The following is a 13,767-nucleotide window of genomic DNA, read 5'->3' on the forward strand; positions in this document are numbered from 1 at the left end:
ACTTGATTTCGCCTTAGTTGGCCCTCATGTGTCGGGGGCTTCGCGGCGACGCGATTTGTTGTTCCAAGCGTCTGTCCAGGGAGGGTGAAGGCGAATGATGGCCGGTATCGTAATCTGGGGCTTGGCAGCGATTTTGGCCTCGGCGCTTGCTGGATTCATCGCCGGGTGGAAGAACCGCGACTACTCCTTCTGGATGGCGTGGTGCTTTATTCTGCCGCCGCTCGTGCTGTGGCTGCTTGTCATGCCCAAGCGCCAAGGTGCTCGCCCGCGGCGTCCAAGCCTGGACGAGCTCGACCGCATCGAGCAGCGCGATCTCAGCCTCTAGTTGGTGTCTTCAGATTTTTTCGTGAGGCTAGCGCGGATCGCGGCCTGTGCCGCGGCGAGGCGCGCGACCGGCACGCGGAATGGAGAGCACGAGACGTAGTCGAAGCCTGCTTCCTGAAAGAAGGCGATGGACGCCGGATCGCCGCCGTGCTCGCCGCAGATGCCGACTTTTAGCAACGGCCTTGCCGCGCGGCCGCGCGTGACACCGGTACGTACCAGTTCGCCAACTCCCTCCTGATCGATCGAGACAAAGGGATCCGTTTCAAAGATGCCCTGCGAGGCGTAGGCCGAAAGGATCGGCGCGGCATCGTCGCGGCTTAAGCCCAAGATCGTTTGTGTGAGGTCGTTGGTGCCGAATGAGAAAAATTCGGCCCCATCGTCTCCTTCCGCGAATTCGCCGGCTCTGAGGCAGGCGCGGGGCAACTCGATCATAGTGCCGAGTTGATACGAGAGCTTGGCGCCTTTTTCATTCTCGATGCTTTCAGCGGTCGCGCGGATGATTGCGGCGAGGATGTCGAACTCGCGTCGATAGGCGACAAGCGGGATCATGATCTCCGGTGTCACGGGCTGCCCGAGCCGTTTTTCTGCTTCGATCGCGGCCTCGAAAATGGCGCGCGCCTGCATTTCCGGAATCTCCGGGTAGCGGATAGCGAGCCGTGAGCCGCGCAACCCGAGCATCGGATTGAACTCGGACAGCTCGGCGATCCGCAACTTGAGCTTTTCGATCGGCAGCTTCAACGCCTCGGCTACACCTTCGAGCTCGCGTTCGTGGCGCGGCAAGAACTCGTGCAGCGGCGGGTCGAGCAGGCGGATCGTGACCGGCAACCCTTCCATGATCTCGAACAGCTCGATGAAATCCGAACGCTGGAAGGGAAGGATCTTTGCGAGCGCGGCCCGGCGGCCGGACTCAGTCGTTGCGCAAATCATTTCGCGCATGGCGAGGATACGATCCGCGTCGAAGAACATGTGCTCGGTGCGGCAGAGGCCAATGCCCTGGGCGCCGAATGAGCGTGCCTGCCGAGCGTCTTTCGGCGTGTCGGCGTTGGCACGAACGGTCAATCCGCGCGCGTCGTCGGCCCAAGCAATGAGGCGTGCGAAATCGCCCGATAGTTGTGGCTGGCGCATGGGGACTGCGCCCGCGTAGACGCGGCCGGTCGCTCCGTCGATGGTGATGACGTCACCGGCCTTGAGTTGCTTTTGGCCGATGCTGAGCGTTTCGGCCTTCTCGTTGATGCGAAGTGCGCCAGCGCCAGAAACGCACGGGACACCCATGCCGCGGGCCACGACAGCCGCATGGCTTGTCATGCCGCCGCGCGCCGTCAGGATTCCTGCGGAGGCGTGCATGCCGTGGATGTCTTCCGGGCTCGTTTCGGTGCGGACGAGAATGACCTCGCGACCCTGCTGCTTCAGGCGCTCGGCGGTGTCGGAGTCGAACACGATTTCGCCGGTTGCTGCGCCGGGAGAGGCGGGAAGTCCGGTCGTCAGAAGCTCCTTCTGGCCGGCCGGATCGATGGTAGGATGGAGGAGCTGCGTGAATCCCGACGGATCCACGCGCAGCACGGCATCATCACGGGTGATGATGCCTTCCTCGGTCATATCGACCGCAATTTTAACAGCGGCTTCTGCGGTGCGTTTGCCGGATCTCGTCTGCAGCATCCAGACCTTGCCGTTCTGGATGGTGAATTCGATATCCTGCATGTCGCGGTAGCGGTTCTCGAGGGCTGCGAAAATGAGCTTCAGCTCGTGAAAGCTCCCCGGCATTTCCTCTTCGAGCGACGGATTTGGATCTTCGGCCTCGCGGCGTGCTCTCGCCGTCAGGGCCTGCGGTGTGCGTATGCCGGAGACGACGTCCTCGCCTTGCGCGTTGACGAGATACTCGCCGTAGATCTCGTTCGCGCCCGTCGATGGGTTGCGCGTGAATGCGACGCCCGTCGCGGACGTGTTGCCCATGTTGCCGAAGACCATGGCCTGCACGTTTACCGCTGTCCCCCAGTCGTCGGGAATGGCATGCAGGCGCCTGTAGGTGACGGCACGAGCATTCTGCCAGGAGCCGAAGACAGCACCAATGGCGCCCCAAAGCTGCTCGCCGGTATCCTGCGGGAACGGTTTGCCGAGCGCGTCCTGGATTGCCTCTTTGTATAGGGCGATGATCGACCGCCAGTTGTCGGCATCGAGCTCGGTGTCGAAGGAGACCCCATTCAGGTTTTTGAAGTTGTCGAGAATGTCCTCGAACACGGAGTGATCCAATCCGAGCACGACATCGCCGTACATCTGGATGAAGCGGCGGTAGCTGTCGTAGGCGAAGCGCTCGTCGTTGGAGTTTCGCGCGAGGCCGAGCACAGTGCGATCGTTCAGACCCAAGTTCAGAATGGTGTCCATCATGCCGGGCATGGATGCGCGACTGCCGGAGCGAACCGCGACGAGCAGAGGATTGTCCTCGCTGCCGAACGATGCGCCGGTTTCCTCACCAACTTTGACGAGGGCACGTTCGACCTGGGGAATGAGCCCGTCAGGCAGCTTGCCGCCATTTTTGTAATAGAGGCTGCACACCTCGGTGGTGATGGTAAAGCCGGGAGGGACCGGAAGACCGAGGCTCGCCATCTCGGCGAGGTTTGCGCCCTTGCCGCCAAGCAGGTTCTTCATGCCGGCGCTTCCTTCCGCGTCGCCGGCAGCGAAATAGTAAACCCATTTGGGGGCCGCGTGGTGGGATGGCCGAGCCAGTGCCAAGTGTGCCTCTTTTCAGAACGATAACCGTCCGTAGGGTGTCCGATTGATGCCGGAGGCGGGACTGTGGCATAGGCGCCCGGATGCGCCAACACTCCCTTTGGCGGACTGCTAGGATGATCCAGAAATTCGCCTTTGCATGCGGTTAAGGTCTGAGCGAATTTCTCGGTCTGAATCACACTAGAGATTTTATGGTTTCTGGTGTCCTTAAGGTTCCCTAGTTCGCTCCTATCAAGGCGCAATCGCGTTGCGAGCTGCGGAACCAGGACACAAGTACCGATTGCGCATTCTCCTCGCCTTCTTGATTAAGACAGGGTTCCCATGACGGACTACGTGCCCAAGGTTCTCGACCGGCTGGATCGCAATTTCGACGCGGGCCTCGAACGGCTGTTCGAGCTGCTTCGGATCGAGAGCATCTCGACGGATCCCGCCTACAAGGGTGCGTGCCGGCAAGCCGCCGAATGGTGTGCCGACACCCTGACCGGGATCGGTATCCCGGCCTCCGTGCGGCAGACGACCGGGCATCCGATCGTCGTCGGGCACGATCGCAGTAAGGTCGCGAAGGGGACGCCCCACGTTCTGTTCTACGGACATTACGACGTCCAGCCGCCGGATCCGCTCGACCTCTGGACCAAACCGCCGTTCGAGCCGCGCATCGTCAACGACAAAGCGAACGGCAAGGTTATCGTTGCGCGCGGCGCCGAGGACAACAAGGGCCAACTCATGACCTTCTTCGAGGCCGCGCGAGCCTGGAAGGAAGTTGTGGGCGAGCTGCCGCTTGCGGTCTCCGTCATGATCGAGGGCGAGGAGGAGTGCGGATCGCCCTCGCTTCCGGGCTTTCTGAAGAAGAGCGGGAAGGAAATTTCCGCAGACATGGTTCTCGTCTGCGACACGGGCCAGTGGGACAAGGATACGCCCGCAATCACGACCTTGTTGCGCGGACTTGCGGGCGTCGAGGTGATCCTCAAAGGACCGTCGCGAGATCTGCACTCGGGCATTTACGGCGGACCGGCGATGAACCCGATCCGGGCGCTGGTCGGCATCCTCGGCAAGATGCATGACGCCAAGGGCCGTATAAAAATCCCGGGCTTCTACGATGGTGTCAAAGCCCCGAGCAAAGCACAGCTCAAGCAATGGAAGTCGCTCGGTCTCGACGCCAAGCTGCTATTGCAACCCGTGGGTCTCTCCGTTCCGGCCGGTGAATCGTCCGTATCGATGATCGAGCAGCTGTGGTCGCGGCCGACGCTCGAGTTCAACGGCATCACGGGCGGCTATCAGGGGGCGGGATCCAAGACCGTCATTCCGTCGCGTGCGTCCGTGAAGATTACATGCCGTCTCGTTCCCGGACAGGATCCCGAGCATGTGCTGGACGTCGTGAAGCAGTTCGTGCTCGACAATCTGCCAGAAGACTGTGAGGTCGAGTTCATTGGCGGACATGGAAGCGCAGCGATCGGCTTCGATACGTCAGCGCCTGCCATGCAGGCTGCGGCCAAGGCGCTGGGAGAAGAATGGGGCACCGATGCCGTGTTGATGGGATGCGGTGCCTCGATCCCGATCGTCACCTCGTTCAAGGATGCACTCGGGATGGATAGTCTCTTAATCGGCTACGGTGTCGAGGACGATCGTATCCATTCTCCGAACGAGAAATACAACCTGAAGAGCTTCAAGAAGGGCGCCCGGAGCTGGGTTAGAATCCTGGATGCACTTTCTCGGCTGCCGGCGTAACCCGATGCGCCCAAACCAACTGTCGCTCCCCGGGCTTTTGCTTCTCATCGCTCTGCTTGTCGCGTTCTCGTATTTCGAGAAGCGCGAGGAAGAGGGGCCCGCTCCGCCGCAGTCCTCGACGCAGACGTCAAATCCCGGTGCGCGACAGGCGAACACGGCCGGTGATTTCGACTACTATTCTCTGGTTCTTTCGTGGAGCCCCGCACACTGCGCGCGTTCAGAGGGCCGGGACGACGACACGCAGTGCGCGCGCCCGGACGGGCGGAGATACGGATTCATTCTGCACGGCCTGTGGCCCCAGTATGAACGTGGCTATCCGGAGGATTGCCCGACGCGAACACGTCCCTACGTGCCGCAGCGTGTCATCGACGACATGCTCGATGTCATGCCGAGCAAGGGTCTGATCATTCACGAGTACCGCAAGCATGGAACCTGCTCCGGTCTTTCGCCGGAGGCCTATTATGAGACGGCGCGACGACTCTATGACAGCGTTACAATTCCGGATCGCTTTCGGAGGCCGTCCGATGCGCAATCGGTCAACCCTCGCGATGTGGTTCGTGCCTTTGTTGCAGCGAATCCGAAACTGAAGCCGGACATGGTCGCCGTTGCTTGCCGCGGGCCGGGCAGTCGCCTTCAAGAAATTCGTATTTGCTTCACGAAAGCGGGAGAGCTCCGCTCGTGCGGCGTAAACGAAGATCAGGGCCAGCTCTGCCGCAGCTCGGTGATGCAGGTGCTACCCGTGCATTGAGCGGTGTCAGCTCCCTGCCTGCGGTTTTCTGATCACGCTTGATTGTGGATCGCGCCACTGCGCCCTGCGATCGCCTCATTCCGACTTGTCGACGGCAGGGGCGGACCGCAAAGTCCTCACGTGCTGCGTTTGGATTCGCTTTTGCAGGCTTGAGGGCATGCGGGAAATTGCGAGCAGACGCGGTCTGACACCACTATTCGATAATGGGATCGCCGCGTCCGAAAACGTGGCGGTTGTGGGCGCGTTCGAGTCCGGGATGTCCCAACCTCGGGACGGCGGGTTTCGCCGCTACGAAGGCGTGAAGGGCGTTCTCGACGGTGTTGGCGGACTTGGCTGGAGCGTCATCGGCTTCATTCTCGGCGCGATGTTCTGGCACTTCGTCGGGTTCTGGGGCTTCGTGTCGGAAGTCGTACTCGCGGGCGGTCCGATTGCCGCAATCGAACGGCGGGCGGCAGAGCCCGCTCATCGCAAGTCGCAGGTCGATGTGCTGCCGCAGTGGGTTCAGGTGGCGGAGGCATCGGCACCAGCATGCACGCTTCTGGCACTCGATCGTCAAACCGGCCATACTTCGGCGCGACCCTGCGATGCCGATCACGTGGCGCTGCCGGCCGATGTGTCCCTAGGACGGGAGGATCGCCTGCCGGTGACCGGCGGCGCGGATGCTTCTGCTGCTCAGTACGTTGGTGCGGCGTCGTCCCCCTGACGCTCAAAGAGAACGCTGGCAACTTTTTGTAGACGATGCGTCAAGCGCTCCAAGTGCGTTTGAGATCAAACTGGTCTGCGTTTGGGCGAACAGTCGATATGAACTCTGGTGCGCCCACTGCCCGAAAGATGCCCCGAAAGGAAGCTATCTGCGCGCTTCTTGGCCAAGGCCTTGAGTGATATCTTGTTTTTGTGGAGTCGAAGGATATGCACTTTGCTGCCGGACAGAGCTGGAGTTATCGGGCGCCGCAAGGTTTCGAGTCCTCCAGGCTGCTGATCGGTGCGATTGCGACGTTCAATGGAAATCGCAACATCATCTGCAGCGCTGTCATTCATGCGCCGCGGCGGCACGCTGATGGTCATATCGAGATGGTGACCATTCCCTTTCTCCCGATGACGGATGCGGCGCTGGCGGCCAGTGTTGTCTCTCTTTGCGACGCTGCGGCGGAACTGCCCGAGAACTTTGTCGAGAAGCTGCAAGAGTGGAGCAACGATCCGAAAGGGCTCACGGCATTCACTGTGCCGTTCGAAGGCTTTCTCGATCAGATGATTGCTCACCAGATGGCCGAAATCGCCGGCCTGTCGGCGGCCTAGCGCAATTGGAAACTACCCGGCCTTGCGCAGGCGCTCGGGGCGCCAATCGGCTGGAGCCAGCCCGATGTATCCGACATTCAGCGTCGGGACGTCGACCTCGTCGAGGCCGGTCGGATCGATGCTCCATTTTTCGGCGAGAGAGAGCACATGCTCCTCTGTGGGATAGAGAATAATTTCGCCGCCCGCGTCCCCTCTGCGGCCCCGCACGCCGCGGAAATCGAACAGCTTGAGGCCGAGTGCGCGCTCTTCCTTGGTCGTGCGCCCCTTGTTCCAGACGACTCCGGAATCGGTGATGGCGAATGCGCGTACCGCGCGGCCCTCAAGTAGTCGCGCCCACGCGAATACGTCGAGCGGCGGGTAGGCGAAGAAGTACTGCACCTCGACGAAGCGGCGGCCCAGCCGTTCCAGGAGGGGCGCCGACTTGTCTGCGAACGTTCGCCCTATGGGATAGGGAAGTGCGAGGCCGACGACGAACGTCCACCCATTCACCGGCGGCGAGACGAAGACATGATCGTTGCCGAGGTGTTCGTCATAGACGGTGCCGACTCCGGATTTCCAATTGCAGGGCTCCGCGGCCACCAGGCCAAGCTCCTCCACCACTGCGCGCGTATCGCGGCTGCGCACGGCGAGCCAGGCCATTTTGTAACCGAAGCCGACAGGATGGTCGGGGTTCTGCTCGAAGTGGACGCGCCCATCGGCAAGGCGCGGAGCGAGCACTTGCGCCGCTATCGCGATCGTCAGAGTGACCATGATTGCAATCGTCAGAATCACGGGCTTCTGCTCAATTTTTCGCCTGCTTGTCTCTTAAAGCGCGTGTCGGTGTGCGATCAAGCGCCGGGCCATAAGAGTTGGGGAAAATCGAGGTCGAGCCACACAAATGCAAACGAGGCCAGCCTGCTTGCTCGCGGGCCGCGGGGGGGCCGGCGAGATGGGCGAGGCTGGCCTCTAACTCCGCCTCGGGCGACCCGCAGGTCAAGCGTGGCGGTCGCAAAGACGGACGCGCTGACGAGGGCGATGCGCGTCCCCCTCCTGCTCCTCTCCGCGGGCTGCCGAAGCGCGGGCTGCTCGCTCCCCGGGTGTGATGGGGTCAGAGGATCAGTCCAAGACGTGACTTGGCGTGAAGACTAGCTTTGGTGAGTGACGGCACGATGAAGAGTGCGTGACGATCTGTTCTCAGAAAGACGCTTGATACAAAAAGGAAACCGGCGCTTTTACAGCGCCGGTTTCCAGAAGACCCCTATTTAAGGTCTGCAAAGTCTAGGGCAGCGTGACCTTGGCGGTGAAGACGAAGCGCTCGTCGCAGAGGCCCTGCGAGGCGCAAACCGTGCCGCCGGGTGGCACGACGTCAATATCCGTATCCCAATAGCGGAAGTCGAACGTGAACTTCTCGACGGCGAGAGCCAGCCCTACGTTCCAGTAGCTGTATTTGTCGTCGGAGGTTCCGCCGACGCTGAAGCCTTCGTCTCTGTCCCCGTAGACCGTGCCGAAAGCACCCGAGATCGACGGCGAGAAGATGCCGACTTGCGGCAGGGCGTAGGACGCCACGCTTTCGAGGGTGAAAACGTCGCCCGTTTCGAGGCTGTAGTCCGGAGACCAGTAGACCGTTGTGCCGCTGGTCAGGCCCTTGATCCACGGCGAAACTATGCTGTAGCCCGCCTTCAGCTCCACGTAATCGACCTGTCCAGGATTGCCGAAGAAATTGACGCCGTCGTCAGCACCTGGGTAGGCGTAATAGATCACGCCGAGATCGAACGTGACCGGCCCCCAGACCGGCTTGATACCGGCGTAGAGGTCTACCTCGGCGTTGGCCTTGGGAGCGTCGTTGAAGTCGACGTTGGAAGACCAGACGCCCGCGTAGAAGATGCCGTAGGTGAGATCGATCGAGCCCTGCGCGGCCGGATCCTCGAAGGTCTGGCTTACGCCGCGGAATATGTAATCGCTGGTTCCGCCAACGGTAATCGATAGAGCCAGCTTGCGGCCTTCCTCGGGCTGCGCATCCTTGGCGCTACCGCCATAGCCATCGGCGAGCGCTGCGCCCGCGGACACGAATAATGCGACGCCAGCCAGCGCCGCAGTCTTGATCGGCAACATGCTTCTGGTCCCCAAAATCCCGTCATTCTGCGCGACACAAGGCACACGCTCGCTTCCATGGGACATGGAAGCTCAGACGGCCAACAGAAACAAGATCAAAGCATGGGGCGCTGTGCGGTCCACCAAGGGTCAGTGTCCCGTGTGCAACTCTGCCTATCGATTGGGCGCGGCAAAACGAAATCGGGGCTCGTGTGAGCCCCGATCCGTCGAAGGAGTTTGTCGGTAGGATGCCTTTCATCCTCAATCGGATTAGACCGGCAAACGAAAACGGGACCCGACTGGGTCCCGTTCCGTTGAAAGGATGTCGATTCGACTAGGGCAGCGTGACCTTGGCCGAGAAGACGAAGCGATCGTCCGAGAGGCCGTAGGTGCCCGGGAAAGCATCGGTCTTGCTGATGTCCGTGTCCCAATAGCGGAAGTCGAAGGTGAACTTCTCGACTGCGAGCGCGAGGCCAACGTTCCAGTAGGTGTAGGAGTCTCCGTCGACAACGAAGACGTTGTCTTCTTCAGATCCCTGCCAACCGAAGGTGCCGCCGATGGTCGGCGTGAAGATGCCGACTGCGGGCAGCGTGTAGCCGGCCGTGCCTTCGACGGCATAGGTATCACCGAAGCCCTGCTGCTCCGGCGAGTAGTAGCCGGTGACGCCGATCGCGAGGTTGGTGACGGGCGTTATGCTGGCGCCAGCCTTGAGCTCGACATAGTCGAGTTCGTGCCGACCAGAGAAGCCGGCCAAGTCTTTGCCGCCGGGATAGGTGTAATACAGCACACCGAAGTCGAAGCTAACCGGACCGAGAACCGGCTTGATGCCGGCGTACCAGTCGATCTCAACCGGGTTTGCGTTGCCAGAGACGTTGGAGGCCCAGGCGCCTGCGTAGAAGATGCCGTAGGTGAAGTCGATCGAGCCCTGTGCGGCGGGACGCTCGTCGTTCAGAGACAGACCGCGGAAGATGTAGTCCGAAGTTCCGCCAAGCGTCATCGACCAGCCGAACTTGCGGCCTTCGTCAGCAGCTGCTGCGTCCTTCGAGCTGCCGCTGTAGCCATCGGCGAGAGCGGCACCCGTGAGAGCGAAAAGCGCGATGCCCGCCGCTCCGAGTGTTTTGGTGAATGAAGTAGTCATCGACTTGTAACCCCCAAAGATCCCACACCATGAAGTCCGTGCGCCCCACGCTACCGGCTCAAGGTGCCCCCCGTACACAAGGCATAGCCCCCAACCAGCGTGCCGCAAAACGGCGCGTCTTATGAAAGAAGATCCAAAGACGTGTTGAAGCACAAGCTCTAACGAAGAACGGACCACACTCTTTACCGAGGTGTCTCATCCGAGCAACTTTGGGCAGGCTCTGACCAACTTTTGCATAAAAAATCAGCCTCAATAGGTCTGTGGGCGGATGTAAATTAGGGCGAGTTCGGATCTCCGCGCGTGGAGAATGAGCATGACGAAGCAGCAAAATCCGACTCGCTCGGCCTGTGTTGTCGTCTCAACTTGCCGAATCCCGTGGGACGATCGAATCGGTTTGCAATGTTTCCGGGCCTGATCGCCCCCGCTCGGCCTAGTCATAAAAACGGGGCCGCGCGGGCCCCGTTTTGAACTTGGATGGGTGTCGCTCCGACTAAGGAAGAACGACCTTGGCGGTGAAAACGAACCGCTCATCTGCAAGATCGCCATAGAGAGTCTCGCCGTCCGAGTCCGTGTCCCAGTAGCGGAAGTCGAAGCTGAACTTGCCATAAGCCAGCGTCAGGCCAGCGTTCCAGTAGGTGTAGTCGGAATCGAAGTCGAGGTTGTCGACGAAGCCGACGGTGCCGCTGAGGGACGGATCAAAGACGAAGACCTTCGGAAGCGCATAGGCCAGCGTCGTTTCAGAAACCCAATATTCGCCAGCGTCGTAAGCGGCTTCCGGGCTCCAGTAGAATGTCTGAGCGGCGCTCAGCTTGGGGAGGATCTCACCGCTGACGCCAGCCTTGAGCTCGACGACATCCGGATTACCCGGTCCGGCCTGCGTCGAGCCAGGGTAGTAGTAATAGAGGACGCCGAGGTCGAAGGTGGCGGGGCCCCAGGTCGGTTTGATGCCGGCGTAGATGTCGATTTCGGTCGGCGAACCGCCGACGAAGTCCTTGTCGACCGACGAGGCCCAGATGCCGGCATAGAGGATGCCGTAGCTGGCGTCGAAGCCGGCCTGAACGGCGGCTTCTTCGTCCGTCTGCGAGACGCCGCGGAAGATGTAGTCGCTCGTCAGTGCGGCGTTGACCGACCAGCTGAACTCGCGGCCTTCCGGGGCCGGTGTCATGTCGCTGGCGAGCGCCGGCGCAGCGAGAGCCAGAAGTGCGATGCCCGCAGCTCCGACCGATTTCGTGAATGAAGTTGTCATCGACATCGTACCTATAACCCCCAAGTTTAAGCTCACACCGAAGTCTGATCGTGCGTCTGGCACCCCCGTTCCCGTGTGGCCTTGGCACTGTGTGCAGTGCATCAGGTCTGGAAGGAACTTGCCGTGCGGTTGGTGCAACCTGGTGGTCATAAAGGTCAAAAATGCCGAGAAGGGACAAGCCTTAAGGCGCGCGCGTTGGGTCTGCATTCAAACCGTGTCGCGTTGCGGCAACTCGGAGTGCCAAATGACCGGCGTTTGCTCAGTTTTAGCCCGAGAACAGGGCATCAGTCGGCGGATTGTGCTCGATATTCAGCACCTTAATGCCTAGGTGCTGAGCGTTCGCAGGTGCGGTACAAAATGCAGGCACCGTTCTCTGTGTGCGTTCTCGATGCTTTTTGTCGAAACCGGTTCTCAGTTCCGGTAATTCGGGAAAGCCTTGAGCGTTGGTGAAGCCGTCGCAGTAACAGGATCACATCCATGCCGCCCACAGGCGGAGCCGCCCCCACCGTTCTCATCACTGGCAGCGCCCGGCGCATCGGGCGGGCGATTGCTCTCGACCTCGCGCAGGGTGGCTGGCAGGTCTGCGTGCATTACCGCCGGTCTGCCGATGAAGCGCAGGCTCTCGTCGATGAAATCCGGCGCCAGGGAGGAGTAGGGGAGGCCGTGGCGGCGGATCTCGCCTCCGAATCCGACGCCGAGCGTCTCATTCCCCGCTGTTGCGATGTGCTGGGGGCGCCCGTGTGCCTCATCAACAATGCGTCAGAATTCCTCGTGGATACGGTCGCGACCACGACGCCAGCGACCTGGGACACGCACCTCGACGTCAATCTCAAAGTGCCGGTCTTTCTTGCGAAGGCCCTGTTCCTCAATTTGCCCGAAGGTGCAGCGGGCAACGTCATCAACATCATCGACCAACGGGTGTGGAAACTCACGCCCGACTTCTTCTCCTATACAATCTCGAAGGCAGGCCTCTGGACCGCGACGCGGACGTTGGCGCAGGCGCTGGCGCCGCGGGTGCGTGTCAACGCCATCGGTCCCGGACCGGTCCTTAAGAGTGTGCACCAGACCGATGCGGACTTCGCGCGTGAGGCGCAGTCAACGCTGCTCAAGCGCGGCCCGACGCCCGAGGAGATCGCGGCGGCCGTTCGGTTCATCCTCTCGTCGCCCTCACTGACGGGACAGATGATTGCGCTGGATGGCGGGCAGCACCTGACGTTCGGTGAAGAATAGGCCGTGGACACAATCGCTTCGACTGCCACGGCCAGCACCCGCACCCACGCTCACTTCTGTTGCTGGTTACAGAATGGAAGCACTACGGTCAGTGTGAGACTCGCCGAACCTGATCCGCAGCGGACGTTGGCGAGCTAATCATGTCAGCAGATGAGCGCCATCTTGGGCGGCGCAAGCGACTGCCTCGCGGGTAACGTCGCGGCTCGGTCCGCCTGTCCGCACGCATGGCTGCCAGTTTCCCCAGGTCCCTAAACCGTTCCTGCGCGGGTGACTTGTACCAAGTGAAAGAATAATGGAACCGCGCATCGCGATCATCGATTTGCACATCGAGCGGCAATTGCCCTCGGATAGCTAAAGGAGAAAGACAATGGCTATCACTAGTGCATCGAAAAAGAGATTAGCGATTTGCGCGATGGTGCTGGCCCTTGGCGCAGGCACCCTCACTGCATCAGCAGAGGCATGCTACAGGGGCGATGGATACGGGTGGCGCGGCGCTGCAGCCTACCCGGTAGCCGCGGGCTATGGATGGCGTGACGGCGGCTGGGGATGGAGAGGCGCCGGGTGGGGTTGGCGAGGTGTTGGCTGGAGACGAGGCTGGGGTTGGCGTGACGGGGGCTGGGGATGGAGAGGAGCCGGCTTAGGATGGAGGGGCGCCGGATGGGGCTGGCGCGGTGTCGGCTTCAGAGGGGGCTTTCGCCGCTGAAATCTAAATCGAAGTGGCGGACAAACAAATTTTGCCCGCCACTTTTTTCAATTTGCGGGTCGCAGTCGGCCGCTGCCAGCCGCTTGTTGTGAGCCAGAGTTCTGTTGCACAACGCGTTCGGACGAATTGGCGTAGCACTTTCGGATGTTGGCGCATCGCGTAGCCCCGGACGGATAGCGCCCGCCTGCAGGCTGGCCCGCTAATGACTTACATACGCTATCTAGGCCTGCCTGCGTCAGCCATCCGTCCCGCGCGCCCGATTGGGCAGCTGCACAGTCTGCGGCGAGCTCATTTCCGCCAACGGTCTTGTGCGCACATTCGTGCTTGAACACGAACATGCGGACCGCCTCCGGCTGGCGCTTCATAAGATTTTGATTGAGATATATTCCCCTACCCGGAACGAACATTCCTTCCATCGGAAGGCTGGAATCCGAAATCACAGGCGTAGAGCCGCAGCTCATCGAATGACCGGCAATCTTTATTGGCGCCGCCTCGACGCGGTACGCCCAGAAATGCGCCATGATTGCAGCGAGAATTATCGGCGCAAATCGATATGTCATTCG

At 61.0% G+C, this 13,767-nt stretch carries 11 protein-coding genes; 6 read left to right on the plus strand and 5 right to left on the minus strand.

The window, feature by feature from the left end:
* The first annotated feature begins 94 nt into the window (after positions 1–94).
* The gene (locus VHO05_RS12215) at positions 95–325 is read left to right on the plus strand and encodes a hypothetical protein (RefSeq protein ID WP_329646852.1); all 231 of its coding nucleotides are present in this window, start codon (positions 95–97) and stop codon (positions 323–325) included.
* On the opposite strand, the gene ppdK is transcribed toward VHO05_RS12215, so the two are convergent.
* Positions 322–3,045 carry a pyruvate, phosphate dikinase gene (ppdK, locus tag VHO05_RS12220; RefSeq protein ID WP_329647522.1) on the minus strand — a complete coding sequence of 908 codons (2,724 nt, stop codon included), beginning with the start codon at positions 3,043–3,045 and terminating at the stop codon, positions 322–324. The genes VHO05_RS12215 and ppdK overlap by 4 nt on opposite strands.
* 324 nt (positions 3,046–3,369) lie before the next feature.
* Between ppdK and VHO05_RS12225 the strand changes: the two genes are divergently transcribed.
* From VHO05_RS12225 to VHO05_RS12240, 4 genes are all read left to right on the plus strand, one after another.
* Positions 3,370–4,773, plus strand: a complete 1,404-nt coding sequence (locus VHO05_RS12225; protein WP_329646853.1) for a M20/M25/M40 family metallo-hydrolase — start codon at positions 3,370–3,372, stop codon at positions 4,771–4,773.
* Positions 4,774–4,777: 4 nt separating this feature from the next.
* Complete coding sequence (locus VHO05_RS12230; protein ID WP_329646854.1) at positions 4,778–5,521, plus strand: ribonuclease T2 family protein; 744 nt, start codon at positions 4,778–4,780, stop codon at positions 5,519–5,521.
* A 256-nt stretch (positions 5,522–5,777) separates the two neighbouring features.
* A complete protein-coding gene (locus tag VHO05_RS12235; RefSeq protein ID WP_329646855.1) occupies positions 5,778–6,224 on the plus strand; it encodes a hypothetical protein in 447 nt (148 codons plus the stop codon).
* A gap of 206 nt (positions 6,225–6,430) precedes the next feature.
* Positions 6,431–6,817: a hypothetical protein gene (locus VHO05_RS12240; RefSeq protein ID WP_329646856.1), complete on the plus strand. Its 387-nt coding sequence runs from the start codon at positions 6,431–6,433 to the stop codon at positions 6,815–6,817.
* A 12-nt stretch (positions 6,818–6,829) separates the two neighbouring features.
* On the opposite strand, the gene VHO05_RS12245 is transcribed toward VHO05_RS12240, so the two are convergent.
* From VHO05_RS12245 to VHO05_RS12260, 4 genes are all read right to left on the minus strand, one after another.
* Positions 6,830–7,567 (minus strand): hypothetical protein, encoded by a 738-nt coding sequence (locus VHO05_RS12245; RefSeq protein ID WP_329646857.1) that lies wholly within the window; start codon positions 7,565–7,567, stop codon positions 6,830–6,832.
* A 507-nt stretch (positions 7,568–8,074) separates the two neighbouring features.
* The gene (locus VHO05_RS12250) at positions 8,075–8,908 is read right to left on the minus strand and encodes a TorF family putative porin (RefSeq protein ID WP_329646858.1); all 834 of its coding nucleotides are present in this window, start codon (positions 8,906–8,908) and stop codon (positions 8,075–8,077) included.
* A 313-nt stretch (positions 8,909–9,221) separates the two neighbouring features.
* Entirely contained in the window at positions 9,222–10,025 is an 804-nt protein-coding gene (locus tag VHO05_RS12255) for a TorF family putative porin (RefSeq protein WP_329646859.1), read from the minus strand.
* Between the two features lie 490 nt (positions 10,026–10,515).
* Complete coding sequence (locus VHO05_RS12260) at positions 10,516–11,271, minus strand: TorF family putative porin (RefSeq protein WP_329646860.1); 756 nt, start codon at positions 11,269–11,271, stop codon at positions 10,516–10,518.
* Between the two features lie 477 nt (positions 11,272–11,748).
* Between VHO05_RS12260 and VHO05_RS12265 the strand changes: the two genes are divergently transcribed.
* Positions 11,749–12,501 carry an SDR family oxidoreductase gene (locus tag VHO05_RS12265; RefSeq protein WP_329646861.1) on the plus strand — a complete coding sequence of 251 codons (753 nt, stop codon included), beginning with the start codon at positions 11,749–11,751 and terminating at the stop codon, positions 12,499–12,501.
* Positions 12,502–13,767: the final 1,266 nt, after the last annotated feature.

Source organism: Hyphomicrobium sp., from assembly GCF_036262015.1.
Classification (GTDB): Bacteria; Pseudomonadota; Alphaproteobacteria; order Rhizobiales; family Hyphomicrobiaceae; genus Hyphomicrobium_C.